22 protein-coding genes are annotated in these 24,301 nt (G+C 59.4%); 7 read left to right on the top strand and 15 right to left on the bottom strand.

Going from position 1 to position 24,301, the window contains the following annotated elements:
* Positions 1-107 precede the first annotated feature (107 nt).
* The 12 genes from fliD to HX793_RS18020 all read right to left on the bottom strand — a co-directional run bounded on the left by fliD (position 108) and on the right by HX793_RS18020 (position 15,132).
* A complete protein-coding gene (fliD, locus tag HX793_RS17965; RefSeq protein WP_016975631.1) occupies positions 108-1,499 on the bottom strand; it encodes a flagellar filament capping protein FliD in 1,392 nt (463 codons plus the stop codon).
* 81 nt (positions 1,500-1,580) lie between these two features.
* Entirely contained in the window at positions 1,581-1,937 is a 357-nt protein-coding gene (locus HX793_RS17970; protein WP_016975630.1) for a flagellar protein FlaG, read from the bottom strand.
* A 74-nt stretch (positions 1,938-2,011) separates the two neighbouring features.
* The gene (locus HX793_RS17975) at positions 2,012-3,445 is read right to left on the bottom strand and encodes a flagellin N-terminal helical domain-containing protein (RefSeq protein ID WP_016975629.1); all 1,434 of its coding nucleotides are present in this window, start codon (positions 3,443-3,445) and stop codon (positions 2,012-2,014) included.
* A gap of 265 nt (positions 3,446-3,710) precedes the next feature.
* Positions 3,711-4,640, bottom strand: a complete 930-nt coding sequence (locus HX793_RS17980) for a ketoacyl-ACP synthase III (protein WP_016976557.1) — start codon at positions 4,638-4,640, stop codon at positions 3,711-3,713.
* A gap of 275 nt (positions 4,641-4,915) precedes the next feature.
* Positions 4,916-6,511, bottom strand: coding sequence for a flagellar hook-associated protein 3 (locus tag HX793_RS17985; RefSeq protein ID WP_016976556.1), 1,596 nt, complete (start codon positions 6,509-6,511; stop codon positions 4,916-4,918).
* A 14-nt stretch (positions 6,512-6,525) separates the two neighbouring features.
* Positions 6,526-8,580: a flagellar hook-associated protein FlgK gene (flgK, locus tag HX793_RS17990; protein ID WP_016976555.1), complete on the bottom strand. Its 2,055-nt coding sequence runs from the start codon at positions 8,578-8,580 to the stop codon at positions 6,526-6,528.
* Positions 8,581-8,590: 10 nt separating this feature from the next.
* Entirely contained in the window at positions 8,591-9,862 is a 1,272-nt protein-coding gene (flgJ, locus tag HX793_RS17995) for a flagellar assembly peptidoglycan hydrolase FlgJ (protein WP_016976554.1), read from the bottom strand.
* Positions 9,863-9,866: 4 nt separating this feature from the next.
* Positions 9,867-10,955 (bottom strand): flagellar basal body P-ring protein FlgI, encoded by a 1,089-nt coding sequence (locus tag HX793_RS18000; protein WP_033901075.1) that lies wholly within the window; start codon positions 10,953-10,955, stop codon positions 9,867-9,869.
* 27 nt (positions 10,956-10,982) lie between these two features.
* Entirely contained in the window at positions 10,983-11,678 is a 696-nt protein-coding gene (gene flgH, locus HX793_RS18005; protein ID WP_033900737.1) for a flagellar basal body L-ring protein FlgH, read from the bottom strand.
* 53 nt (positions 11,679-11,731) lie between these two features.
* Entirely contained in the window at positions 11,732-12,517 is a 786-nt protein-coding gene (gene flgG / locus HX793_RS18010; RefSeq protein WP_005790105.1) for a flagellar basal-body rod protein FlgG, read from the bottom strand.
* Positions 12,518-12,579: 62 nt separating this feature from the next.
* Positions 12,580-13,320 carry a flagellar basal body rod protein FlgF gene (locus HX793_RS18015; RefSeq protein WP_015885209.1) on the bottom strand — a complete coding sequence of 247 codons (741 nt, stop codon included), beginning with the start codon at positions 13,318-13,320 and terminating at the stop codon, positions 12,580-12,582.
* Between the two features lie 246 nt (positions 13,321-13,566).
* On the bottom strand, positions 13,567-15,132 hold the full coding sequence (locus HX793_RS18020; protein WP_177061715.1) for a sigma-54-dependent transcriptional regulator: 1,566 nt from the start codon (positions 15,130-15,132) through the stop codon (positions 13,567-13,569).
* Positions 15,133-15,389: 257 nt separating this feature from the next.
* Here HX793_RS18020 and phhA point away from each other — a divergent pair, with 257 nt between their 5' ends.
* The 3 genes from phhA to HX793_RS18035 all read left to right on the top strand — a co-directional run bounded on the left by phhA (position 15,390) and on the right by HX793_RS18035 (position 17,858).
* The gene (gene phhA / locus HX793_RS18025) at positions 15,390-16,181 is read left to right on the top strand and encodes a phenylalanine 4-monooxygenase (protein ID WP_016976550.1); all 792 of its coding nucleotides are present in this window, start codon (positions 15,390-15,392) and stop codon (positions 16,179-16,181) included.
* Positions 16,182-16,278: 97 nt separating this feature from the next.
* Entirely contained in the window at positions 16,279-16,635 is a 357-nt protein-coding gene (locus HX793_RS18030) for a 4a-hydroxytetrahydrobiopterin dehydratase (protein ID WP_016976549.1), read from the top strand.
* Positions 16,635-17,858 carry an amino acid aminotransferase gene (locus HX793_RS18035; protein WP_177052491.1) on the top strand — a complete coding sequence of 408 codons (1,224 nt, stop codon included), beginning with the start codon at positions 16,635-16,637 and terminating at the stop codon, positions 17,856-17,858. Before HX793_RS18030 ends, HX793_RS18035 begins: the two co-directional genes overlap by 1 nt.
* Positions 17,859-17,936: 78 nt before the next feature.
* On the opposite strand, the gene HX793_RS18040 is transcribed toward HX793_RS18035, so the two are convergent.
* Entirely contained in the window at positions 17,937-18,746 is an 810-nt protein-coding gene (locus HX793_RS18040) for a UDP-2,3-diacylglucosamine diphosphatase (protein WP_177052490.1), read from the bottom strand.
* Positions 18,747-18,883: 137 nt separating this feature from the next.
* Here HX793_RS18040 and HX793_RS18045 point away from each other — a divergent pair, with 137 nt between their 5' ends.
* From HX793_RS18045 to HX793_RS18055, 3 genes are all read left to right on the top strand, one after another.
* Entirely contained in the window at positions 18,884-19,633 is a 750-nt protein-coding gene (locus tag HX793_RS18045; protein ID WP_177052489.1) for an AraC family transcriptional regulator, read from the top strand.
* Positions 19,634-19,732: 99 nt separating this feature from the next.
* Positions 19,733-20,617 carry a DMT family transporter gene (locus HX793_RS18050; RefSeq protein WP_095017129.1) on the top strand — a complete coding sequence of 295 codons (885 nt, stop codon included), beginning with the start codon at positions 19,733-19,735 and terminating at the stop codon, positions 20,615-20,617.
* A gap of 132 nt (positions 20,618-20,749) precedes the next feature.
* Positions 20,750-21,031, top strand: a complete 282-nt coding sequence (locus HX793_RS18055) for a hypothetical protein (protein WP_016976544.1) — start codon at positions 20,750-20,752, stop codon at positions 21,029-21,031.
* A gap of 33 nt (positions 21,032-21,064) precedes the next feature.
* On the opposite strand, the gene HX793_RS18060 is transcribed toward HX793_RS18055, so the two are convergent.
* Complete coding sequence (locus tag HX793_RS18060; protein ID WP_016976543.1) at positions 21,065-21,352, bottom strand: Rdx family protein; 288 nt, start codon at positions 21,350-21,352, stop codon at positions 21,065-21,067.
* Positions 21,353-21,436: 84 nt separating this feature from the next.
* On the opposite strand from HX793_RS18060, the gene HX793_RS18065 reads away from it, so the two are divergent.
* Positions 21,437-23,626 (top strand): patatin-like phospholipase family protein, encoded by a 2,190-nt coding sequence (locus HX793_RS18065; protein WP_095017130.1) that lies wholly within the window; start codon positions 21,437-21,439, stop codon positions 23,624-23,626.
* A gap of 184 nt (positions 23,627-23,810) precedes the next feature.
* On the opposite strand, the gene HX793_RS18070 is transcribed toward HX793_RS18065, so the two are convergent.
* Positions 23,811-24,245, bottom strand: a complete 435-nt coding sequence (locus HX793_RS18070) for a MarR family transcriptional regulator (protein WP_010208708.1) — start codon at positions 24,243-24,245, stop codon at positions 23,811-23,813.
* Between the last annotated feature and the right edge of the window lie 56 nt (positions 24,246-24,301).

The raw sequence follows: 24,301 nt of genomic DNA on the forward strand, positions 1-24,301 counted from the left end.
AAGAAGGCTCTGATTAATATGTCGACTGTGTCGCAAAAAACTTTAACCCGAACCGCCAAGGGAGATACCCGGCACCCCGGCTCGGCGCGCCAGGCAACGCAGTGGAATCAGTTGTTCTTGGCATTGTTCAACGCGTTGAGAGTCCCCAGAACACTGTCTTTCTGGGCATTCAGCTGTGCGACCAAGCCGTCCATTGCCGTGTACTTCGCAGTCAGGCTGGTTTGCAGGCCGGCAATACGCTGATCCAAGGCATCCTGCTGTTTTTTCAAATCAGTGAGACTGTCACTCAGACTCGAGGATCGTTTCGCAAATACACCCGTATTGCTTTGAGCGAAGCTGGCCGTCGCCTTCGTCATGCGCGCCAACAGACCATTATCACCACTGAAAACACTGTTAATGTCCGTCGAGTTGGTCTTTAGTGCAGCGTCCCACTTCTTATCATCGATCGACAGCAAACCGGTTTTCTGATCGGTGGAAATACCGAAAGACGCAAGAGATTTAAGCGCCCCAGTTCCCGATAACGCGTTCAACTCGTTACGAACCGACGTCACCAACGAGCGAACCTGAGCATCCCCGGTAAGCGCTGCGGCGGTAATGGAATTATCAGGGTTCTTTGTGGCAACGGTTTCGGTGTTGATCGCCTTCATCAGTGCGTTGTAGGTGTCGACAAAACCTTTCACCGATGACTTCAAGGTGGCGTTACTGGCCGCCACAGAGATAGTGCTTGCAATCGGCACAGGCGGCGTACCCGTCGTCTTTGGCGACTCAGCCAACAACTTGATCGTAACGCCACTAATTGCGTCAGCCAGCGTATTATTTGTGGACTCTTGCTCACTCCCGTCGAGGGTGTACTTGGCGTTTTGCGGAGGATTACCCACCACGGTCGCCCCCACATCCAGGCCCGAATTGCCCGAAAGGGTCAGGTCCGTCCCTTTACCAGTGGTCGTTGAAGTAACAACCAGGCGAGAGCCATTGGAGTCAGTCAAAATGTTTGCACTCAAGCCTGCCGAAGCAAACTGAGTATTCAGGGAGTCACGTACCTGCTGCAATGTCGAACCCGCCGGAATATTAAGATCGTAGTCTTTTCCGGACTGAGTGATCGTCAGCGTGGTAGGGGCTGTACCGCTGTTGACAACCGTGTTGGCGCCGCCCTTGAAGTTTGCTGTAGATACCTTCGAGGCCGTCGCCAACTGGGTAACGATCAGCGAGTAGCTCCCCGAAGACGCGCCAGTCCCCATGGTGACCGTGGAGACTTTCTCATCCGAGGATGTTGCCGACAAACCACTGAAACTGGTGTTCTTCGACATATTGTCAATGGCGCCACGGAAAGCATCCAGGGCCGCCTGAATTTTCCCGATTGACGATAGCTGGGTGGTAGCTTTCAGCGTCTGGTTGTTGATCGCTGTTTGCTTGGGCGCTTTTTCAGCGTCCACCAGAGATTTCACAATTGCCTGGGTATCGATATGCGAACCCGGGCCGCTAATCGTTGGACCTGCCATCGTCTTTCTCCTAATTCAAAGGCTGATGCTTTATTGACGGACTACGTCTCGAACAGCACCAGCAACAAAATTCATGCCACTTCAGGCCTTCGCGTCAAACAGCAGACTGCTGGCATCGTGAAGGCTTTGAGCGAGTTTTAAAGCCGTTTCCGAAGGGATCTGGCGAATCACTTCACCACTCTCGGTAGCAATGACCTTGACCACAACCTGGTGGGTCGAATCATCAATGGAAAAATCGAGTGTGCGCTGGGTAGCCTGAATAAATTCTCGGATATCCGAGACCGCTTTTTCCAGATCAGCACGCTTGGGCTCAGTCGCAGGCTGGATCTTGGTGTCCGGCTTGGTATCGATCTGGTCGGCGATCACATTTACGGGTGCAGACACATTCTGTTGTGCCGGCGCTGGATAAGACAGGTTCAACTTGACGCTCATGTCCATGTCCAATCTCCTCATCACGTAAAAGACAAAAGGGCACGTAAACGCGCCCTTCCGTCAGTCATCAAGCATCGCTGTTACTGAAGCAGCTTCAGTACGGCAGACGGCAGCTGGTTAGCTTGCGACAGGATCGCAGTGGACGCCTGCTGCAGGGTTTGCTGCTTGGTCAGCTGAGCTGTTTCAGATGCGAAGTCAACGTCCTGGATCACGCCACGAGCTGCAGTGGAGTTGTCCGAGATGCTGCGCAGGTTCGCAACAGTGCTGTCAAAACGGTTTTGGACCGCACCGAGGTCAGCACGCTGGGAGTCGATGTTCGAGATCGCCTGGGAGATCACGTCGACAGCGTTCTGAGCGCTGGTGGAAGTCAGCACGTTAGTGTCGGAAACAGCGGTTTTCTGCGAGCTGATAGAGGTAGCACCGAACAGGGCAGTAGCACCGGCAGCACCTGCAACGGAGTAGCTGCTGCTGGAGTTCAGGGAAATAGCACCTACAGCAACCAGGTTGTCAGCCAGAGCGGTTGCGTTGGCACCAACATAGGCACCGTCGCCACCCTTGGTGTTGATGCTAATGCCTGCCGCAGCAGCGTTAGAACCGCCTACAGTGATGTTTTCACCGGTGTCGGACTTGATCGACAGGTTACCCAGCTTGGCGTCGTAGTTAACGCTGATGCCCAGTTTGGCAGCGTTGGACTTCAACTGTTCTGCCATGCTGGAAGCGTCGGTTACACCAACGAACTTAACAGTGGCGCCACCGATAGTCAGGCTGAAGTTGGCCGGTGCAGTAGCGTTGACAGTCGCGGAGTTGAAAGTGAACTGAGCTTCAGTGCTGGCAGTTGCAGCCAGGCCACTGACGCCCGCAGCGTTGATCTTGGAAGCCAGGGAGCCGGCAGTGTCAGCCGCAGTCACAGCAACAGTAGGAGCAGCGCCGCTACCGGTCAGGGTCAGGGTGTCTGGAGTAAAGCCAGTACCTGCTTTGATGGCAGCAGTTTTGAGTTGCTGCGAACCAATGGCCTTGGCCGACACGTCACCCAGAGTCATGTTGATCGTCTGGTTGGCGTTGGCGCCTACTTGGAAAGCGGTAGTACCGAAAGAACCGTCCAGCAGGTTACGACCACCGAAAGTGGTAGTAGTGGAAATACGGGTCAGTTCTGCAGTCAGTGCAGCGTATTCGGCGTTGTTCGACTTACGGTCGTCTTCGCTTGGCGAGCCGTTGGCGGATTGCAGTGCCAGGGTACGCATTTTTTGCAGAATGTTGGTGGATTCCTGCATCGCGCCTTCAGCAGTTTGCGCGATGGAGATACCGTCACCGGCGTTCTTGATGGCAGTGCCCAGGCCGTTGATTTGGCTGGTCAGACGGTTGGAGATTTGCAGGCCGGCCGCATCGTCCTTGGCGCTATTGATACGCAGGCCAGAGGACAGGCGCTGCATGGAGGTTTGCAGGGAGCCGGAAGCCTTGTTCAGGTTGTTCTGAACGGTCAACGATGCAAGGTTGGTATTTACTGTTAAAGCCATGACGAAATCCTCGTTGGATGGATACTGCGGCTTCCGGCCCTGGCATCCGCCGGGTGTGGCCTAGAGAACCTACGTAATAGTTATCGTCGTGGTAGCCGGTTGCTTGAGGATTTTTTTTGATTTTTTTACTGGCGCCGTGCCACCCCTTGCAATTCAAGGGTTTACGCGGTTCCGAAACCCCGTTTTCATTGGGTTTTCTGGCGCCAAATAAAAAACGCCGAAGCTCTTTCGAGCCTCGGCGTTTTTTATTGAGACTATCAAGGCATCAAGAACGATAGAGAATCGCCGACCCCCAAGACAAGCCCACACCAAACCCGCTGATGGCCACGCGCTTCCAGGTGGCGTCCATCACGTGCTTTTCCAGCAGCAGCGGAATGCTCGACGACACAGTGTTGCCGGTCTCGACCATGTCCTTGATGAACTTGTCCACCGGTGCATCTTCAAAGCGTCGCGCCACCGCGTCGACAATCGCCGCACTGCCCTGGTGGATGCAGAACGCGTCGATCTCGTCGGCCTTCAGATCCGACTCATTGAGCAGCTCGTGCAAATGCGCCGGCACCTTGAGCAAGGCGAAGTTGAATACCTGACGGCCATTCATGAAGAACACGCCATCGCTGACCTTCAGGTGCGGCGCGCCGGAACCGTCGGTGCCGAACTTGGACTTGCCCAGCAACCACGGCGCGTCTTCGCCCATCCAGGTAGCCGTAGCGGCATCGCCGAACAGCATGGTGGTGTTGCGGTCTTCCGGGTCGACAATCTTGGAGTACGGGTCGGCAGTGATCAGCAGGCCGTTTTTCAGGCCGGCGGCTTCCATGAAGCCCTTCATCGCGTAGATGCCGTAGACGTAGCCGGAGCAGCCCAAGGAAATATCGAACGCAGCGACGTGGGTCGGCAAGCCGAGTTTGTCCTGGACGATGGCAGCCGTGTGCGGCAGGCCCTCTTCATCACCGTTCTGGGTGACGACGATCAGCGCGTCAATCGACTCGCGCTTCAAATCCGGGTTGTTGGCAAACAAAGCGTTGACCGCCTCGACACACAGATCGGAGGTTTCCTGCGCAGCTTCCTTGCGCGGCAAGAACGCCGAACCGATCTTGCCAATGATGAACTCTTCATCCTTGGCGAATTTGGCACCCTGGGCGTAGTTATCGATCCCGTCTGCCGGCACGTAACTGGCGATGCTTTTTATGCCAATCATTGTGGCTTCCCAATACTAAATAGCTGGAGAACACCCCTGGGCCACGCCCGGAGTGCTGACAATAAAGGGGATAACCCCATAAAAATCTCGCTGAAAGCCGCCTCGCAAGGACCCTGTGACGACTTATCCTTTTCACACGATACAGTGAAGATGCGCTTTATGACTCACAGGTCACTCAATTGTGTGTGCTTTGTGCAAAACCTTCAAACAATTAAATCCCGGAAACGACAACGGCCCGCCCTGTTTCCAGGGCGGGCCGCTTGGGGTGGCGCCGATTACATCTTGTTGAACAGGCTCAACTGGGCAATTTTAACAAAGGCCAGCTGCGAAGCCTGCAACATGGTTTGCTGCAACGTCAGGTTGATGGCAGCCTCACCGATATCGATATTGGCCAGCGAGCTCATCGTCTGCGAATTAGCCAAACCCAAGCTCGCGTTCTCCTCTGCCTGTATATCCAAAGCGTTCTGACGAGCACCGATAGAGCCGCGCACCTGATCAATCTGAGTCTTGGCGTTGTTCAGGTTGCCAATGGTCTTGGCCACCACATCCTTAAGCTTGTTTTGCGCAACAAGATTTCCGTCCGTTGGCGCCTGCAAGGTTTTGCGCAATTGACTCAGGGTATCCAGCACATTCTCGTTCTTGGTACTCGTGGCCCCAACCGCAAATTGATCACCCGGCCCTGGCGGCGGCGTGGCGGTCACATCAAAAGTAACGCCAGCCACAGTGATCGAGGTCGCGCCTGCTGCCAGAGTGCCGCTAGCAATTGACTTGCTGTCCGGCGTGTAAGGTTGCGCAAACACATCATAAGTGCCGCCTGCGCCGAACTTGATCATGGCGCCCGAGTTGGGAAAGGTGCTGGCGTAAGCCGCAGGGTCCGTCACCTTGCCTCCGCTCAGTTGCGCGGCTGTCGGGTTGCTGGCGGTACGCGACACACTGAATACATCCGGCTTCGTACTGAGGCTGAAAGACTTGCCGGCAACCGCCGCATCAGTCGGAGCACCCGGTGCCACATCCTTGCCCAGGTTCAAACTGATATCGAACTTCACGCCTCGCAGATTGACACTGGACGCGCCTTCCTTCGTCGCATCAAAGGTACCATTGCCAGGAATTTCCGACGTGATGTCGTTACCGTCTTTGTCGGTTACGCTGTATTGGGTGCTGCTGCTGAATGTCAGCTTATAGGGCTGACCGTCGGCAAAGCTCTTACTGTAGGTAGTGCCGGACGTAATCAGGCCAGAGGAAATTGCTACCTTGCCGTCATCCACAGCAGGTGGTACCAGGATCCGCGTTGCCTGGGTTCGCCCCGTGTTGGGAGAACCTTCAAGCAGAGATTTGCCGGTGTCTCCAGCTGACATCGTAAGGCTATTCGAAATCTGCAGGCTCAGCGGGGTCTCATCGCCTTGATAAGTGTACGTGCCATCGTTGTTACGGGAATAAGGAGGGGTCTCTGTCTTACTTCCCGAGAACATGTACTTGCCATTGGCATCCTTGGAGTTGAGCAGGCCGAGTATCTGGTCTTCAAGCGCCCCCACTTCACTGGCAATTGACTTGCGATCGTCGTCACTGATGCCAACGTTACCGGCACGCAGCGCCAGCTCGCTGGCTTTCTGCAGCGCGGTGTTAACACTATCCAGCACGCTTTCTTCGTTCGTAAGGGAGTTCTTCAAACTATTAATGTTGCCGTTGAACTGCCCCAGCATATCTTTCTGTTGTTGCAACAAAAGCAGTCGCGCAGCGGCAACAGGATCATCGCCCGCAGTTTGTACCCGCACACCGGAACTCGCTTGATCCTGGGCCTTCACCACACTGGAATAGTTATTTTGATACTGATTTGCACTGACTTCGTAAAACTGCTGTGTAGAAATACGCATCGTCTCAGACTCCTTTAAAGGGCATTGATCAGTGTGCTGAAGGTTTCTTGCGCAGCTTTGATGATCTGCGACGACGCGGTGTAGTACTGCTGGAATCTGATCATGTCGCCCGCCTCTTCATCCAGGTTGACCTGAGAGACTGAATTGCGCGCATTTTTGTTGGCAGTCAGCAGCGCGTTGGTCGCCGTGCTGTCGGAAGCTGCCGAAGCGGCTTTGCCGCCCACAGTCGATACCAACTTGCTGTTGGCCCCCACCAGGCTGGTACCGCCACTGCCATCCGCAGCCGTACCAACAGTCGCCTTGGTCTGCAGGTTGAGCAGTTCCTGAGCGTTGCGGTTGTCGGACTTGCCGGAGGCGTTGAAGGAAAAGGTGGTGCTGTCACCGCCAGCCGGCGAGCCGCCCACTGTAGTGTCGAAGCTGAAACTTTTGGCCGGCGTCACCAGCGCACCGTTGGCATCGCGCATAGGGACGTTGATCGTGATTTTATTGGCCTGCCCGGGGACAATGCTGCCGGTGCCGATCGGATTGCCCTGCGCATCATTGACCGTATACGACTGCGTACCATCCGCTGCCGGTTTGCCGAACACCATCTTCACCGGCATCGAATGCTCGATACCCGTACGCAATTGAGCGGAGTTGGCACCTCCGTAGATGTCCACGGGCAGGGTCAGGGTAGGCGGCGTGAAGGTACCGGTACCCGAATTGGTCTTGCTGGCTTCACCCAGCAATGGCGCAGCAAACGCAATCTTGCTCGGGTCAGTGAGCACCGTGCCAATGTCCTTGGCACCGTTGGCGGTCGGGCTGACTTTGAAGCTATCACCCGTAGCCATCGGGCCCTTGCCGTCGAGCGCCAGGGTAAAACCATCGATCACTGCCGGTGGGGTGGCGTTGATGTTGAATGTGCCCATGGCCTTGCCATCGGAACGCACCACGGTGACGTTGTTCGGGTTGGCGCTGTCGCTGAAGGTGACTTTGTAATCGAAGTTGGTCAGCTTGCTGCTGTCCTTGATCGTCACGTTCAGGTTGCCGGAACCGGCACTATTGCCAGCCGACGCCTGGCTGCGCTGGGCAATGGCGACGGCGCTGTTGATGTCCTTGAACAGCGAGGCGCCAAACTGGCCGTTGAGGTCCAGGCCCTGGCCCAACTGCTTGTTGATGGTGTCTGCGGTGACGATGGCAAGACGCCCCAGGTCATTGATGGCTGGCATCAGGACGTCACTGCGATAGCGCAACAGACCGCCGATGCTGCCGCCGCTGATCACGTCTCCCAGGTCGAGCGATTCACCGCCGCCCACGTTGAGCTGGATAGTGAACTGACTGGTGTCGTTCTTGCTCGGCACTGCGGAGATGGTGTTGGACTGATCACCCAGCACCAACGACTGGCCGGAACCGGTACTGACGCTGAACACACCGTTCTTTTCAGTGGCGGTCACGCCGACCAGTTCATTCAGCGAACGCACCGCCTCGGCACGCGCATCCAGCAGATTGGCCGGGGCCGAATTCGACGAACCCTGTGCCTGGGAGATCTGTTTGTTAAGGGAAGCAATCGACGACGTCAGCTTGTTGACCTGATCGCTCATCGATGTCAATTGGCTGTTGATCGTCTCTTTCTGCTGACCCAACTGGTTGGAGATCGAGTTGAAACGATTACTCAGTGTTTGCGCACTGGTGAGCAAGAGCTGACGGGCCGAGCTGTCACTCGGGTTGGCAGAAGCAGTCTGCGCGGCAGCGAAGAACGCGCTGAGTACCGCAGACATGCCGGTGGTCTTGTCCGACAAGGTCTTGTCGACGGCACTGACCTGATCCAGGTACGCCTTGGCATCGCTATTGAGCGCAGTGCTGTTCTGGTAAGCCGTATCGAGGAACTCGTTATACACCCGACGCACATCGGACAGGGTAGTGCCGCTGCCGATGAACACGCCGCCAAACTGGTTCACCGCACTCGCGTTCTGAGTGGTCTGCTGGCGCGAATACCCTGGGGTATTCACGTTGGCAATGTTGTTACTCAAGACCGACAACGATCCTTGAGAGGCGTTGAGCCCCGACATCCCGATACTGAGCAAACTCATGGTTCAGACCTTATAAATGTGTGGTTGCGCCAGCGGCAGCGTAATTCTGGTAACTGTCCATCGTTTTGGCGATCTGCGAAATCTTGCTGGCATAGGCCGGATCGGTGGCGTAACCGGCTTTTTGCAACTCGCGAACAAACTGTTCCGGGTTGTCGGCCGACTTCACAACTTCTTTATAGCGATCATTGCTTTGCAGCAACGTCACCAGGTCATGGAAGCTGTCCTGGTAAGAGTCGTAGGAACGGAACTGCGCCGTTTCCTTGACCATCGCCCCATCACGAAACTCGCTGGTGATCGCGCGAGCTTGGCCGCCCTGCCAACTCTGGCCGGCCTTGATACCGAACAGGTTGTGGCTGCTGCTGCCGTCCTCGGCGCGCATCACCGATTTACCCCAGCCGGTTTCCAGGGCAGCCTGGGCCACCAGGTACTTCGGATCGACACCAATACGGGCGGCGGCGGCCTTGGCCATCGGCAACATGGTGGCGACAAACTCATCCTGCGAACTGAAGGCTTTCTTTGCCGGCGCCAACGGTGGCTGGGCCACGGCGCGGCCGTAGACTTGCATACGCCCGCTCGGCACGGCGAAAGTGCGCGCTGCACTGTTGACGACGTTGTCGTCAGCGGCACTATTGCGCAGTGGCGCGGCCTTGGCTTCGCCGGTCACCTGGGGGCTCGGCACGATGCCGGCGAGCAGGCGATCGGTCAGCTTGCTCGGCAAGGCGATGCGCCGCTGATTCATCAATTCCATGTCATTGCTATGGGCCGACGGGGCACCCGCCTGTGGCTCAGCCACGCGGTAAGCCCACAGCGGACGCTGGCCATTGGAGCGACCCAAAGGCCCATCAGCCTGGGTGCCCGCGGCAATTTCAGTCGGCACATCAACTTTCTTCACAGGCTCAGCCGCCGCCGGGCCCTGCAAGGTGGCGGCCTGGGCCTCCACCGGTTTGTTCTTCTGCATCTGGCGCATCAGCACGTCGGCCAAGCCGATACCACCGCCTTCGCGGGACATCGAGACCGCCAACTGCTGGTCGTACATTTCCTGGTACTGCTTGGCGGCCGGCGTGTTCATCGGGTTGTCCTTGCCCAACGCCTCGGTGGCCGAACGCATGGACTTGAGCATCTCGCTCAGGAACAACGATTCGAACTCCTGCGCCACCTTGCGCATGTTGCCTTCGCTGTTCTTGTCGGCACCGACCTTGAGCTGGTTAAGCCGGTTCAAGTCGGAGTAAGACCCCGAGTCCGCCGTGCTGCTGATCCCGCTCTTGCGCATATCCATGGCCATGGCCTCAGATCACGATCAGGTCGGCTTGCAAGGCGCCGGCCTGTTTCAATGCTTCGAGGATCGCCATCAAGTCGCCGGGCGCAGCGCCCACCTGGTTCACCGCGCGGACAATCTCATCCAGGGTGGTGCCGGGGCCGAACTTGAACATCGGCTTGGCTTCTTGCTGGGCGTTGACGCGCGAACGCGGCACCACCGCCGTCTGGCCGTTGGACAACGGCCCAGGCTGGCTGACGATCGGGTCTTCGGTGATGGTCACGGTCAGGCTGCCGTGGGTCACCGCTGCCGGCGAAACCTTGACGTTCTGACCGATCACGATGGTGCCGGTACGCGAGTTGATGATGACCTTGGCCACGGCCTGGCCTGGGTCGACCTCAAGGTTTTCCAGGATCGACAAATAGTCGACGCGCTGGCTTGGGTCCAGTGGCGCGGTCACGCGGATCGAGCCGCCGTCGATGGCCTGGGCCACGCCAGGGCCGAGCATGTCGTTGATCTTGTCGACTACGCGCTTGGCGGTGGTGAAGTCGGAACGGTTGAGGTTCAGGGTCAGGCTGTTGCCCTGGTTGAAGCCGCTTGGCACGGTGCGCTCAACGGTGGCACCACCCGGAATTCGACCGGCTGATGGCACGTTGACGGTGATCTTCGAACCGTCGCGACCTTCGGCGTCAAACCCGCCCACCACCAGGTTGCCCTGGGCAATGGCGTAGACGTTGCCGTCGATACCCTTGAGGGGCGTCATCAGCAAGGTGCCGCCGCGCAGGCTTTTCGAGTTACCGATGGACGACACGGTGATGTCCACCACCTGGCCCGGCTTGGAGAACGCCGGCAAGTCAGCACTGATCGACACCGCCGCGACGTTTTTCAACTGCACGTTGCCCGAACCCGCCGGCACCTTGATGCCGAACTGCGAGAGCATGTTGTTGAAGGTCTGCAGGGTGAACGGAGTCTGGGTAGTTTGGTCACCCGTACCGTTGAGCCCCACTACCAGGCCGTAGCCGATCAACTGGTTGGAACGCACGCCGGAGATGCTGGCGATGTCCTTCAGGCGTTCGGCCTGGGCGACAGCGCTCAAGGAAAGCAGGAGTGCGGCCGCCATCAGCTGTTTGAAGTTCAAAGTGGCCACCTAGAAAGGGAACAGCGGGCTAAGGAAGAAACGGTCGAACCAGCCCGGCTGGCTTGCATCAGCGAACGAACCTGTACCCGAGTAGGTGATGCGCGCATCGGCAATCCGCGTCGACGGCACGGTGTTGTCGGTGGAGATGTCATCGGCGCGGACCATGCCGGCAATGCGCACCAGCTCGTCGCCGGTGTTGAGGGTCATCCACTTTTCACCGCGCACGGCGATGATGCCGTTGGGCAATACGTCGGCCACGGTCACGGTAATCGAACCGGTCAGGCTGTTGCCCTGCCCTGCCGCGCTCTTGCCGTTGGTGGCGCGGTCGCCGCTGTAGCCGGCGCTGAGGCTGAGGTCGCCATCACCAAGCGGGTTGTTGGTGTTGGGCACCGCACCGAACAACGAGGTCAAGCCGATGTTGGCCTTGCTGGTCTTGCCGATCTGCGAGTTGGCGTTCTTGCTCGCCTGGGTGCGCTCGTTCAGGGTGATGGTGATGATGTCACCGACCCGGAACGCCTTGCGGTCGCTGTACAGGTTCTGTTCGAAACCGGCCTGGTAGATCGAGCCGTTGTTGGCAGCCGCTGGCAACGGCGTGCGTGGCAACACCGGCGCGTAGTACGGGTCATTGGGTTTTGGCGTCGGGGCGACACAGCCCGCGAGCACGGCAATCCCACTCAATGCCAGAACGGAAACATAGCGATTCATGACCCTTACCTCACGGTGTTGCAGGCGCCCTCAAGAGCGCCCCATAGACTTGATTACAGATTCTGCGTTACGAACGAAAGCATCTGGTCGGCGGTGGAGATCACCTTGGAGTTCATCTCGTAGGCGCGCTGGGTGGTGATCATGTTGACCATCTCCTCAACCGTGCTCACGTTGGAGGTTTCCAGGGTGCTTTGCAGCGTGGTGCCAAAACCATTCAAGCCAGGAGTGCCGATTTGCGGTGCGCCGCTGGAGGCGGTTTCCAGGAACAGGTTGTTACCCATGGCTTGCAGGCCAGCCGGGTTGATGAAGTCGGCGGTCTGCAGGTTGCCGATCACTTGCGACGCGGGGTTACCGGCCACGGTGATGGACACGGTGCCGTCGTTGCCGACGGTGAAGGTCTTGGCGTCGGCGGGAACGACCACGGCCGGCTCCAGGGCAAAACCGTTGGCGGTGACGATCTGGCCGTTGGAGTCCAGGTGGAAAGTACCGTCACGCGTGTAGGACGTGGTGCCATCCGGTTGCAGGATCTGGAAGAAACCACGGCCGTTGATGGCCATGTCCAGCGGCTGGCCGGTCTGCTGCAGGTTACCGGCGCTGAAGTTCTTCTGGGTGCCGACGATCTGCACACCGGTACCCAATTGCAGGCCGGACGGCAGTTCGCTGTCCTGGGTCGACTGGGCGCCTGGCTGCTTCTTGATCTGATAGAGCAAGTCCTGGAACTCGGCACGGTCACGTTTGAAACCCGTGGTCGACACGTTGGCCAAGTTGTTGGAAATGGTGGTCAGGTTGGTGTCCTGGGCGGACAGGCCTGTTTTGGCAACCCATAGAGCCGGAAGCATGCTGTTCTCCTCTGCGCGCCTGTTTGTTGGCGCTACATCACAAATTAATTAGTGGGCTGCAATCAGCTCATCTGCATGACGCGAGTCATGGCCTGGTCGTCTTCCTTGGCGCTGTTCATCATCTTGATGTGCAGCTCGAACTGTTTGGAAAGCGCCAGCACCGCGGTCATTTCTTCCACCGCGTTGACGTTGCTCGCCTGCAGGAAACCCGAGGTCAGCGTGACTGTCGCGTCAGCCTGGGCCGGTTGGCCATCCTTGGTGTGGATGGTGCCGTCGAGGCCTTTATTCATGTTCTTCAGGTCCGGCTGGACCAACTTGATGCGGTCCACTTCAGCCATCACCCGCGGGCCTTCGCCCATGGCGCGGATGCTGATGGTGCCGTCAGCCCCCACTTCGATTTTCTGCTGGGGCGGCACGGCAATCGGCCCCCCGTTGCCCATGATCGGCATGCCGTTGCCGGCCCGCAGCACGCCCAATGCATCAACGTTCATGCTCGCACTGCGCACGTAGGCTTCGCTGCCGTCCGGGGTCTGCACGGCCATCCAGCCATTGCCGCTGACGGCAACGTCCAAGTCACGGCCGGTCTCGATCATCGCGCCAGGAGAAAAGTCAGTGCCCGGGCGCTCAGTCAAGGCAAACGCCCGCGCCGGAAAGCTGTCACCGAACACCGGCATCGAACGCGCCTGCTCCAGGTCACGTTGAAAACCATTGGTGGAAATGTTCGCCAGGTTGTTGGCATGGGCCTTCTGCGCCAGAGCATTCTGGCTGGCGCCGGTCATTGCCACATAAAGGTACTTGTCCACGCTCTTTCCTCTTTCTGACGGACGCTTGCCGCCCACCGCTGTACTGATGAGGCTTAAGCAATTTGCGAACCAACTTTTTAAAAGAGGGTGAAGTCCAGGCGGGGCGGGGGTTTGCGGGTGGCCGTCAAGATCTGATGGGTGAGCGAGAGTCGAAAAAACGGCGGACTACTGCCGCCTGCGGCAAGCGCATGTCTGGAAAACGACGAAGATTGAATGTGGGAGCGAGCAAGCCCGCTCCCACAGTTTTTAACCGCGCTCGGACTTGAGAATTTCATGATCACGCAATTTATTGGCGATAGTGGTGTGAGACACCCCCAGGCGCTTGCCCAACTGTCGGCTGCTGGGATGCTCGGCGTACAGGGCTTCCAGCACCGCTTTCTCGAAGCGGCCGACGATATCTTCCAGGCCGCCCTCCAAGGAAAAATCGCCAAGGGGCTGACGCACGCCATAATCCGGCAGCCGAATATGCTCAGCCTTGACCGTCCCGCCGTCGCACAACGACACCGCCTGGAACAGCACGTTTTCCAACTGCCGCACGTTACCTGGCCAATGGTAATGGCTCAGGCGGTCCATCGCGGCCGGCGCCAGCTTGGGCAACGGGCAGCCGATCTGGCGACTGGCCTGGTCGAGAAAGTGATCAATCAGCGGCGCCAACCCATCGAGGCATTCGCGCAGCGGTGGAATATGCAGCGACAGCACGTTGAGGCGGTGATAAAGGTCCTGGCGGAATTCGCCACGCGCGCACAACTCGGACAAGTCCACTTGGGTGGCGCAGATCACCCGTACGTCGAGGTACACCTCTTCATCGCTGCCTACACGTCGGAAGCATCCATCCTGCAAAAAACGCAGCAATTTTACCTGCAGCCGCGCGCTCATTTCCCCGACACCATCGAGAAACAGCGTGCCGCCCGCCGTCAACTCCAACAGCCCCAACTTGCCTTCAGCCCGAGCGCCTTCGAACGCGCCAGGGCCATAGCCGAACAGCTCGGTCTCGGCCATCGACTCGGGCAAGCCCGCGCAATTAAGCGCCATCAGCGGCGATTGCCCACGCGGGCTGGCCAGGTGACAGGCGCGCGCCAGCAGTTCCTTGCCGGTGCCGGTTTCGCCTTCTATTAATAGAGGCGCATCCAGCGGCGCCATGCGTCGGGCTTCGCGCACTACGGCAGCCATGACTTTGGAGCTTTGGAAGATACTGTCAAAGCCACGCAGCTCCTGCTTGCGCACGTTGTAAATGCGCTCACCGACGCGGTCGGCGCGGTGCAGGGTCAGCACGGCACCGGCCATGGCCTCGCTGTCGTCATGTTCGGAGGATTGCAGCGGCGCGATGTCCGCCAGGAACACGTCACCCTTGACCTTGACCCGCAGGCCGTTAATCCGCGATTTGCTGGCGCGCACCAATTCCGGCAAGTCGAAGTCCTCGGCATACCGCGACAACGGAATGCCCGGCACCTCATCCACCCGCACGCCGAGCAACTGCGCCGCTGCACGGTTGGCGGCGACGATAGAGCCGCCCATATCGATGGACAGTACCGGGAACTCCAGTGCGCCGAGCAGTGCATTGAGCTCCATATGCCGCCGCTCGCTGGGCATCAACCCTACCCTTTTGACGCCAAACACCCCGGCAATCGCCTCGAATTGCGGGCGCAGCGCCTGGAACTGCATGTTCACCAGGTTCGGGCAAAACAGGTAGATGGCATTGCCATGCTCACCGCCGACCTCGCCCTTGGCGACGTTGACGCCGTATTCCACCAACAGGTTGAGGATGTCCCGCAGGATGCCGATGCGGTTCTGGCAGTGCACTTTGATACGCATGAAGAGGCCCGAAAAGTGGGAAGGCGCCGCGTCTTTTTGTCGCCGGGCGCAGATAGTCGTCAAGATTATGTGACAGCTTGCAGGCTTTTCCCAGCCCAACACAACGGCCAACCTCACAGACGTAACGAATACTTTACAAAAAACGGTAACTTTTCCTACTTGAAGCCGTTTTAAACAGATGGAATCTAGCCGCGCACGGGTTATCAATAAGCTCATCGCAGGACATAACAAGAACGAATGCCTAGCAGGAGAGCCGTATGAAGCAGACGCAGTACGTGGCCCGCGAGCCCGATGCGCAAGGTTTTATCCACTACTCGCAGGAAGAACATGCGGTGTGGAACACCCTGATCACTCGCCAGTTGAAAGTGATCGAAGGTCGCGCCTGCCAGGAATACCTGGACGGCATCGACAAGCTCGGCCTGCCCCATGATCGTATTCCGCAACTGGGCGAAATCAACCAGGTGCTGGCCGAGACCACCGGCTGGCAGGTCGCCCGCGTGCCGGCGCTGATCCCCTTCCAGACGTTCTTCGAATTACTCGCCAGCAAGCAGTTTCCAGTGGCGACGTTTATCCGCACCCGCGAAGAACTCGACTACCTGCAAGAACCGGATATTTTTCACGAGATCTTCGGCCACTGCCCGCTGCTGACCAACCCTTGGTTCGCCGAATTCACCCACACCTACGGCAAGCTCGGCCTGGCCGCCACCAAGGAGCAACGCGTGTACCTGGCGCGCCTGTACTGGATGACCATCGAGTTCGGCCTGGTGGACACGCCCGAAGGTCGGCGCATCTACGGTGGCGGCATTCTGTCGTCACCCAAGGAGACGGTGTACAGCCTGTCGTCCGAGCCCGAGCATCAAATGTTCGACCCACTGGAGGCGATGCGCACGCCGTATCGCATTGACATCCTGCAACCGCTGTACTTCGTCCTCCCCAACCTCAAGCGCCTGTTCGAAGTGGCGCAGGAGGACATCATGGGCATGGTGGAACGCGGGATGCAGCTAGGTCTGCACGCACCAAAGTTTCCCCCAAAACCCAAGGCTGCGTGAACCTTACATCTTGAGGCCAGGTGAGTCTGTTCCCTGGCCGCGCGTTGCTTTAGGGTGACGCTACTGATCTTCAATCATTCGAATTCAGGACACCACCATGACCACCTTGAACCAAGCCCACTGCGAAGCCTGCCGTGCCGATGCCCCGCAAGTCAGCGACGAAGAACTGCCGGTGCTGCTCAAGCAGATCCCCGACTGGAACATCGAAGTCCGCGACGGCGTGATGCAACTGGAAAAGGTTTTCCTGTTCAAGAACTTCAAATTCGCCCTGGCCTTCACCAACGCCATGGGTGACATCTCCGAAGCCGAAGGCCATCACCCAGGTCTGCTCACGGAGTGGGGCAAGGTCACCGTGACCTGGTGGAGCCATTCCATCAAAGGCCTGCACCGCAACGACTTCATCATGGCCGCGCGCACCGACGAAGTGGCCAAGGACGCCGAGGGCCGCAAGTAATGCATTTCGATGCCATTGGCCGCGTGCCCGGCGACCCGATCCTCGGGCTGATGGACCTGTATGCCCAGGATGCCAACCCGAATAAATTCGACCTGGGCGTGGGTGTCTATAAAGACGACCAAGGCCTGACGCCAATTCCACATTCGGTGAAACTGGCCGAACAGCGCCTGGTGGACACACAAACCACCAAGACCTACATCGGCGGCCACGGCAATGCGGCGTTCGGCAAGCTGATCAGCGAGCTGGTGCTCGGTGCCGATTCTGCGCTGCTTCGCGAACACCGGGCCGGCGCCACCCAGACACCGGGCGGCACCGGGGCCCTGCGCCTGAGCGCCGACTTCATCGCGCACAACCTGCCCGGTCGTGGCGTCTGGCTGAGCAACCCGACCTGGCCGATCCACGAAACGATCTTTGCCAAGGCCGGGATCCCGGTGAGTCATTACCCTTACGTGGGTGCTGACAACTGCCTGGATGTGGCAGCGATGCTCGCCACCCTGTCCAGCGTGCCGAAGGGCGACGTGGTGCTGCTGCACGCCTGCTGCCATAACCCGACCGGTTTCGACCTGTCCCAGGACGACTGGCGCCAGGTGTTGCAGATCGTACGTGAGCGCCAATTGCTGCCATTGATCGACTTCGCCTACCAAGGCTTCGGCGATGGTTTGGAGCAGGACGCCTGGGCCGTGCGGTTGTTTGCGGCCGAACTCCCGGAAGTGCTGATCACCAGTTCGTGCTCGAAGAACTTCGGCCTGTACAGTGACCGCGTAGGCGCGTTGATCGTGTGTGCGGCAGATGCCGAAAAACTGACGGATGTGCGCAGCCAACTGGCCAACACGGCGCGCAACCTGTGGTCGACGCCACCGGACCATGGTGCTGCGGTAGTGGCGACCATCCTGGGGGATACCGAACTGAAAAAGCGCTGGAGCGACGAAGTCGAAGCCATGCGCTCGCGGATCGCACACCTGCGTTCGGGGTTGGTGGAGGCGTTGGCGCCGCACGGTCTGTCGGAGCGCTTTGCGCACATCGGGGCGCAGCGTGGGATGTTTTCCTATACCGGCTTGAGTGCCGAACAGGTGAAGCAACTGCGCGAGAAGCACAGCGTGTATATGGTGAGTTCGGGTCGGGCCAACGTGGCGGGCATCGATGCGACACGCCTGACATTGCTGGCTGAAGCCATCGCGGATACCTGTAGGAGCGAGCTTGCTCGCGAAGGACATCAACGATGACGCGGGTTGCCTGACTGAACGCGGTGCCCTGTAGTTTTTCGCGAGCAAGCTCGCTCCTACAGGGTGCCACGCGCTGTATCAGCCTGCGACCATCTCTGCTTTCAGCAGTGCCTCTTTGGCCTGCGCATCCGCCAACCGATACAACTCGATACTCCCATCCCAGTGCTCGATCAACGCCGTGCACGATTCCACCCAATCCCCGCAGTTGAGGTAATCCACCTCGCCCACCTTGCGAATCTCCGCATGGTGGATATGCCCACAGACCACGCCATGCAACTCGCGCTTGGTCACCTCGTGGGCGATGGCTTCTTCGAAATCGCTGATGAAATTCACGGCCGTCTTGACCTTGTGCTTGAGGTACGCCGACAGCGACCAATAACCGTAGCCGTAACGCGCACGCCAGTGGTTCAGCCAACGGTTCAGCGTGAGGGTAAACTCGTAGGCCGAGTCACCGAGAAACGCCAGCCAGCGGTGATAGCGGGTGATCACGTCGAACTGATCGCCATGGATCACCAACAGGTGCCGGCCATCGGCAGTCACGTGTATTGCTTCATCCACAAGCTGGATATTGCCGAGGATCAGTTTGGAATAACGACGCAGGAATTCGTCGTGGTTGCCGGTGACGTAGATCACCTCGGCGCCGCGCTTGGCCATGGTCAGCAAACGGCGGATCACATTGGTGTGGGCCTGGGGCCAGTACATGCCGCCACGCAGTTTCCAGCCGTCAATAATGTCACCGACCAAATAGACCTTGTCGGCGTGGTAGCCCTTGAGGAACTGCGACAGATGTTCAGCCTGGCAATCCCGGGTGCCTAGGTGCACATCGGAAATCCACAGGGTACGAACCCGTTGCTTGCGGCTGGGCTTGGCGAACTCGGCACTGGTCATGGGCATCCCTCGACGGTGTTTTCGCGAGCTTGCGCCCTGGCGATTAATAGCCCATGACAACTGTGCGTCAGTCTGATGACAGCGCTCAGGGCGCGCAAAGCGTTGTAGACTGCCAGCTTGCCGCCCAGGAGACCGCAATGGGACCCACCCTCACCCTACGCCACTACGTCGAAGCGCCCCTCGCCCACAGCCATGACCATGCGCAGCTGGTGTTCGGCCTGTCCGGGCACCTGGACCTGGAAGTGGACGGGCGTGGCAGCCAGGTGCGCGAAAGCAGCGTGATGGTGCTGCCCTTCTCCGCCCACCACGCGTGCGGCAGTCGCGATGGCAGCCGTTGCCTGGTGCTGGATGTACCCACCGAGCATTGGGTGCTGCAATCGCTGGGCGAGCATGCCGATGCCAGTCGTCGCCTGCTCGATCAGCCCGCGCGGCTGACCTTGGACTCGCGGCAAAGCCAGCTAGTGCAATGGCTGGCGCACAGCCCGGTGCATGACCCATTGATCGTGCAGCAAGGCGCGGTGCTGTTGCTGGCCAGCCTCAATCATCCGCTGGCCCCACCGCAGCCGGGCCGACGCCTGCCGTACGCAGCATTCAATAAACATATCGAACGTCACCTTGCGCATCCGCTGCAAGTGGCTGACCTGGCGCGTATCGCTGACTTGTCGGTGGCGCGACTGCACGCACGGTTCATGGCGGAATGCGGGCAAACACCGATGGACTACATCCGTATCCGCCGCCTGCACATGGCGCTAGACCTGCTGCGTCAAACACCGCTGCCTATCGGTGAAATTGCCGACCGCGTCGGTTACGCCTCGCAAAGCGCCTTCGCCGCCGCGATGCTGCGAGAGTTTGGCGCCTCGCCGGGCGCTTTGCGTCGCAACCCGTAGGAAGAGTTTCGCGATAAACATCGCGAGCCGGACGACAGACACCCACGCGGGCGACCCACTAGACTGCGTTGCTGTCACCCCCATGACTCAAGGATCGCAATGACTCCCCGTTCAGCCCTCGGCGCCCTGCATATCGGCGCATTGATGTTTGGCCTCACCGGCGTATTCGGCAAACTGGCGGCCGCCTCCCCGGCCATCATCGTCTTTGGTCGCGCCGTATTTGCCGTGGTAGCGCTGGCGGTATTCGCACGATTCGCCAGCAGCACCGCCTGGAAAACCCTGGAGTTGCGCGACTGGCGCCGACTGCTGATCAGCGGCGTGTTGCTGGCGGCGCACTGGGTGACCTTCTTTATTGCCGTGAAAGTAGCCGGCGTAGCGGTTGCGACCCTGGGCTTCACCGCATTTCCGGCCTTTACCGTGATCCTCGAAGGGCTGATTTTCCGCGAGCGCATCCGCGCCAACGAAGTGGTACTGGTCGTGCTGGTCAGCGTCGGCCTGGTGCTGGTTACCCCGGACTTCAACCTTGCCAGCGAAGCCACTGGCGGATTGCTCTGGGGGATCGCCTCGGGGTTGCTGTTTTCCCTGCTGTCACTGAATAACCGCGCCAGCTCCGGGCGTATCCCGGCGGTGCAGGCAGCGCTGTGCCAGAACGTGGTGGTCGCTGTGTGCCTGTTGCCCGTGGCGGCGCCTGGCCTGACAGAGGTGCGCGCAATTGACTGGTTGTGGATCGGTTTGCTCGGCGTGTTCTGCACCGGCCTGGCCCATAGCCTGTTTGTCGCCAGCCTCGCGGTGATCAAGGCACGTACCGCCTCGGTGGTGTTCGCCATGGAACCGGTCTACGGCATCACCGCGGCCTGGCTGCTGTTTGCCGAAACCCCGACGCTGCGCATGCTGTTGGGCGGCGTGTTGATCATCGTCGCGATCGTGCTGTCAGGGTTGATGGGCGGTGCCAGCCAGGCCAAGCAGCCCGCAGCCACGGCCTGATCTATACTTTGAATATCCGCAACAGTCTGCAGTCGTTCAACGGATAACCGACAGCTCGATGACAGCCTGGGTATTTTCTGAAGTTGCTGCACGCGAGTGGTCACAACCTCAACGCGATGCGGGAGCTTTACCATGGAAATGCTCATCAATTTGTTAGTGCAGATCATCAGCGGGGCCGTCGGCGGCAACATCGCCGGCATGACCAAACAGAGCCTCGGGACCGGGCTCAATACACTGATAGGTGGTGTCGGCGGGCTGGTGTTGGGCCAGGTCGTCGCGGCACTCACCGGCACCTCGGGCGGTGAAGCGCTGGATGTGGCGGCGGTTGGCAGCAATATTGTCGGGGGTGGTGTCGGCGGACTGGTGCTGACGTGGGTGATTGGCTTCATCAAGCAAAAGATGGCGGCCAAATAACCACAGTGTCACCGCCCTACGGGGCGGTGACTTTCACTGAGTGCGGTCGTTATGCCCCAGGTCACGCTGCGGGTCGATCTGGTCACGTACGCGCTGCTTGAGCACCTTGGCCTCGGGAAAACCGCCGTCCGCCTTGCGCTCCCAAATCTGCACACCGTCGCAAGTGATGCGAAACGCGCCACCGGTGGCCGGTTCCAGCGCCACTCTGCCCAAGTCATCGGCAAACGTACTCAACAGTTCCTGCGCCAACCACGCGGCACGCAGTAGCCACTGGCACTGGGTGCAATAGGTGATGACGATCTCGGGTTTGATCGAAGACATAATTTGAGAGGCTCCAGGCGTAACGGGCTCAGCGGATCGAGTGGCTATAATAGCGGCCTTTATCGCCCAGCCTCGAGATTCATGATGCGCCGCCTGCTGTCCTGCCTGTTTCTATGCCTGCTCCCCCTTATCGCCGACGCCGTTGAACCGCCACGCCCGAAAATCGGCCTGGTGCTGTCTGGCGGTGCCGCCCGTGGGCTGGCGCATATCGGCGTGCTCAAGGCGCTGGAAGAGCAAGGCATTCAGATCGACGCCATTGCCGGCACCAGCATGGGCGCGGTGATTGGCGGGCTGTACGCCTCGGGCTACAAGATCGACGAACTGGAAAAACTGGCACTGAGCATCGACTGGCAACAGGCACTGTCCGACGCACCGCCTCGGGAAGACGTGCCGTTCCGGCGCAAGCAGGATGACCGGGATTTCCTGGTCAAACAGAAACTCAGCTTTCGCGACGATGGCAGCCTGGGCCTGCCACTGGGCGTGATCCAGGGCCAGAACCTGGCGCTGCTGCTGGAAAGCATGTTCGCCCATAGCAGCAACACGCGTAACTTCGACAAGCTGCCGATCCCCTTCCGTGCGGTGGCGACCGATATCACCACCGGCGAGAAAGTGGTGTTCCGCAAGGGCCACCTGCCCCAGGTGATCCGCGCCAGCATGTCGATCCCGGCGGTCTTCGCGCCAGTGGAGCTGGACGGCAGGCTGCTGGTGGACGGTGGCATGACCGATAACATCCCGCTGGATGTGGCACGGGAAATGGGCGTGGATATCGCCATCGTCGTCGACATCGGCACGCCGCTGCGTTCGCGCAAGCAACTGGCGACGGTGGTGGATGTGCTCAACCAGTCGATCACCCTGATGACCCGGCGCAACTCTGAAGAACAACTCAAGGCCCTGCACCCCAAGGACGTGCTGATCCAGCCGCCCCTTGCTGCCTATGGGGTAACCGACTTCGGCCGCGCCAAGGACATGATCGATGCCGGTTACCGCGCCACCCGCGCCCTCGACGCGCGCCTTGCCCACCTGCGCCCCGCCGAGCCGATCGACCCCCAACTGGTAGCCGCCCGCACACCCGGCGAACGCACGCCGGTGATCACCGCCATCAATGTGGAAAACGACTCGAAAGTCAGCGACGACGTGATCCGCTACTACATCCGCCAACCCCTGGGCGAGCCGCTGAACCTGGGGCGTTTGCAAACCGACATGGGCACCTTGTACGGCCTGGATTACTTCGAACAGGTGCAATACCGCGTGGTGAAAAAGGGCCAGGACAATACTCTGGTGATCAGCGCGCGCGGCAAACGCAGCGGCACCGACTACCTGCGCCTGGGCTTGAACCTGTCGGATGACATGCGTGGCGACAGCGCCTTCAACCTCGGCGCCAGCTACCGCATGAACGGCATCAACCGTCTCGGCGCCGAATGGCTGACGCGGGTGCAGATTGGTGATCGCCAAGAGCTGTACAGCGAGTTCTACCAGCCAATGGACACCGGCTCGCGTTACTTTGTCGCGCCGTACATCAGCGCCCAGGCACAGAACGTCGAGCTGATCCTGGACAACGACCCCATCTCCGAATATCGCCTGGAACGCTACGGTTTCGGCTTGAACGTCGGACGGCAGATCGGCAACAGCGGCGAGATCCGCTTCGGCGTCGGCGAAGCCTGGGGCAAGGCGGATGTGCGCATTGGCGACCGGGATCTGCCCAGCGTGAGTTTCAGCGAAGGCTTCTATGAACTGAAGTACTCCTTCGATTCCCTGGACAACGTGTACTTCCCCCATACCGGCGAAGACATCGGCCTGGCCTACCGCGAATTCGAACCGGGGCTGGGCTCGGACCAGCGCTACCGCCAGTGGGAGTTCAAGCTCGACAAAGCCATGAGCCACGGCCCGGATACGCTGGTGCTGGGCGGGCGTTACGGGCGCACCCTGGATGATTCGGATGTGGTGATTTCCAGCTTCCTGCTGGGCGGTGCGCGGCAGTTGTCGGGCTTCCGCCAGGACGCGATCTCAGGGCAGAACATCAGCCTGATGCGCGCGGTGTACTACCGCCGGCTCACACCGCGTTCGTACCTGCCGCTGGATTTCCCACTGTACCTGGGCGCGTCACTTGAGCGTGGACGGGCGTGGAACAACGACAATGAATTCGACAGCGGGTATATCAACGCCGCGAGTATTTTCCTGGGGTTCGATACACCGCTGGGGCCGCTGAACTTCAGCTATGGGTTCAATGATGATAATCAGAAGGCGGTATACCTGAACCTGGGGCAGACGTTCTAAAGCTGCCACAGCACGAATGTATGGGCTTTTCATGGCGAGGGAGCTTGCTCCCGCCGGGGCGCGAAGCGGCCCTGAAAAGATTAACGCGTTTTTTCAGATAGACCGGGGCTGCCATAGGGCTGCTGCGCAGCCCAGCGGGAGCAAGCTCCCTCGCCACAACAAGCCCCATTATCAATCCGCGGTATCAGGACTTTTCCAGATTCGACAGGATGTGTGCATGCACACGCATGCACACGCTCAAGTCGGCTTCGTCCACGCCTACAAACAGTTCATGGCGCAGGGCGGTGGCGATGGTTTCGATTTGCTCGATCAAAGGCCGGGCGGTATCGCACAGCAGGATGCGCTTGGCACGACGGTCTTCTACCACTGCCTGACGTTGCACCAGGCCCTGGCCTTCCAGACTGTCCAGTAGGCGGGCCAGTGTCGGCCCTTCGACGCCAACGCTTTGCGCCAGCTCGCGCTGGGTGGGTGCTTCTTCGAAACGGGCCAGGTGCAGCAGCACCAGCCAGCGCGCCTGAGACAGGCCAAGCCCCGCCAGACGTCGGTCCAGCTCGGCGCGCCAACCACGGGACATTTGCGCCAACTGCATGCCAAATCGGTGTTGATCGGTTAACGGCATAAAAAACTCATGTTTTAGACTGAAAATAAAGTGTGGCTAATTATTAGTCAGCTAAG

This window comes from Pseudomonas reactans, from assembly GCF_013387025.1.
Classification (GTDB): Bacteria; Pseudomonadota; Gammaproteobacteria; order Pseudomonadales; family Pseudomonadaceae; genus Aquipseudomonas; species Aquipseudomonas reactans.

What these genes read in the sequence shown, in the direction of transcription:
- fliD (WP_016975631.1), bottom strand. Translation starts at nt 1,499, where the DNA reads ATGGCAGGTCCAACGATTAGCGGCCCGGGTTCGCATATCGATACCCAG.
- HX793_RS17970 (WP_016975630.1), bottom strand. Translation starts at nt 1,937, where the DNA reads ATGGACATGAGCGTCAAGTTGAACCTGTCTTATCCAGCGCCGGCACAA.
- HX793_RS17975 (WP_016975629.1), bottom strand. Translation starts at nt 3,445, where the DNA reads ATGGCTTTAACAGTAAATACCAACCTTGCATCGTTGACCGTTCAGAAC.
- HX793_RS17980 (WP_016976557.1), bottom strand. Translation starts at nt 4,640, where the DNA reads ATGATTGGCATAAAAAGCATCGCCAGTTACGTGCCGGCAGACGGGATC.
- HX793_RS17985 (WP_016976556.1), bottom strand. Translation starts at nt 6,511, where the DNA reads ATGCGTATTTCTACACAGCAGTTTTACGAAGTCAGTGCAAATCAGTAT.
- flgK (WP_016976555.1), bottom strand. Translation starts at nt 8,580, where the DNA reads ATGAGTTTGCTCAGTATCGGGATGTCGGGGCTCAACGCCTCTCAAGGA.
- flgJ (WP_016976554.1), bottom strand. Translation starts at nt 9,862, where the DNA reads ATGGCCATGGATATGCGCAAGAGCGGGATCAGCAGCACGGCGGACTCG.
- HX793_RS18000 (WP_033901075.1), bottom strand. Translation starts at nt 10,955, where the DNA reads ATGGCGGCCGCACTCCTGCTTTCCTTGAGCGCTGTCGCCCAGGCCGAA.
- flgH (WP_033900737.1), bottom strand. Translation starts at nt 11,678, where the DNA reads ATGAATCGCTATGTTTCCGTTCTGGCATTGAGTGGGATTGCCGTGCTC.
- flgG (WP_005790105.1), bottom strand. Translation starts at nt 12,517, where the DNA reads ATGCTTCCGGCTCTATGGGTTGCCAAAACAGGCCTGTCCGCCCAGGAC.
- HX793_RS18020 (WP_177061715.1), bottom strand. Translation starts at nt 15,132, where the DNA reads ATGCGTATCAAAGTGCACTGCCAGAACCGCATCGGCATCCTGCGGGAC.
- phhA (WP_016976550.1), top strand. Translation starts at nt 15,390, where the DNA reads ATGAAGCAGACGCAGTACGTGGCCCGCGAGCCCGATGCGCAAGGTTTT.
- HX793_RS18030 (WP_016976549.1), top strand. Translation starts at nt 16,279, where the DNA reads ATGACCACCTTGAACCAAGCCCACTGCGAAGCCTGCCGTGCCGATGCC.
- HX793_RS18035 (WP_177052491.1), top strand. Translation starts at nt 16,635, where the DNA reads ATGCATTTCGATGCCATTGGCCGCGTGCCCGGCGACCCGATCCTCGGG.
- HX793_RS18040 (WP_177052490.1), bottom strand. Translation starts at nt 18,746, where the DNA reads ATGACCAGTGCCGAGTTCGCCAAGCCCAGCCGCAAGCAACGGGTTCGT.
- HX793_RS18045 (WP_177052489.1), top strand. Translation starts at nt 18,884, where the DNA reads ATGGGACCCACCCTCACCCTACGCCACTACGTCGAAGCGCCCCTCGCC.
- HX793_RS18050 (WP_095017129.1), top strand. Translation starts at nt 19,733, where the DNA reads ATGACTCCCCGTTCAGCCCTCGGCGCCCTGCATATCGGCGCATTGATG.
- HX793_RS18055 (WP_016976544.1), top strand. Translation starts at nt 20,750, where the DNA reads ATGGAAATGCTCATCAATTTGTTAGTGCAGATCATCAGCGGGGCCGTC.
- HX793_RS18060 (WP_016976543.1), bottom strand. Translation starts at nt 21,352, where the DNA reads ATGTCTTCGATCAAACCCGAGATCGTCATCACCTATTGCACCCAGTGC.
- HX793_RS18065 (WP_095017130.1), top strand. Translation starts at nt 21,437, where the DNA reads ATGCGCCGCCTGCTGTCCTGCCTGTTTCTATGCCTGCTCCCCCTTATC.
- HX793_RS18070 (WP_010208708.1), bottom strand. Translation starts at nt 24,245, where the DNA reads ATGCCGTTAACCGATCAACACCGATTTGGCATGCAGTTGGCGCAAATG.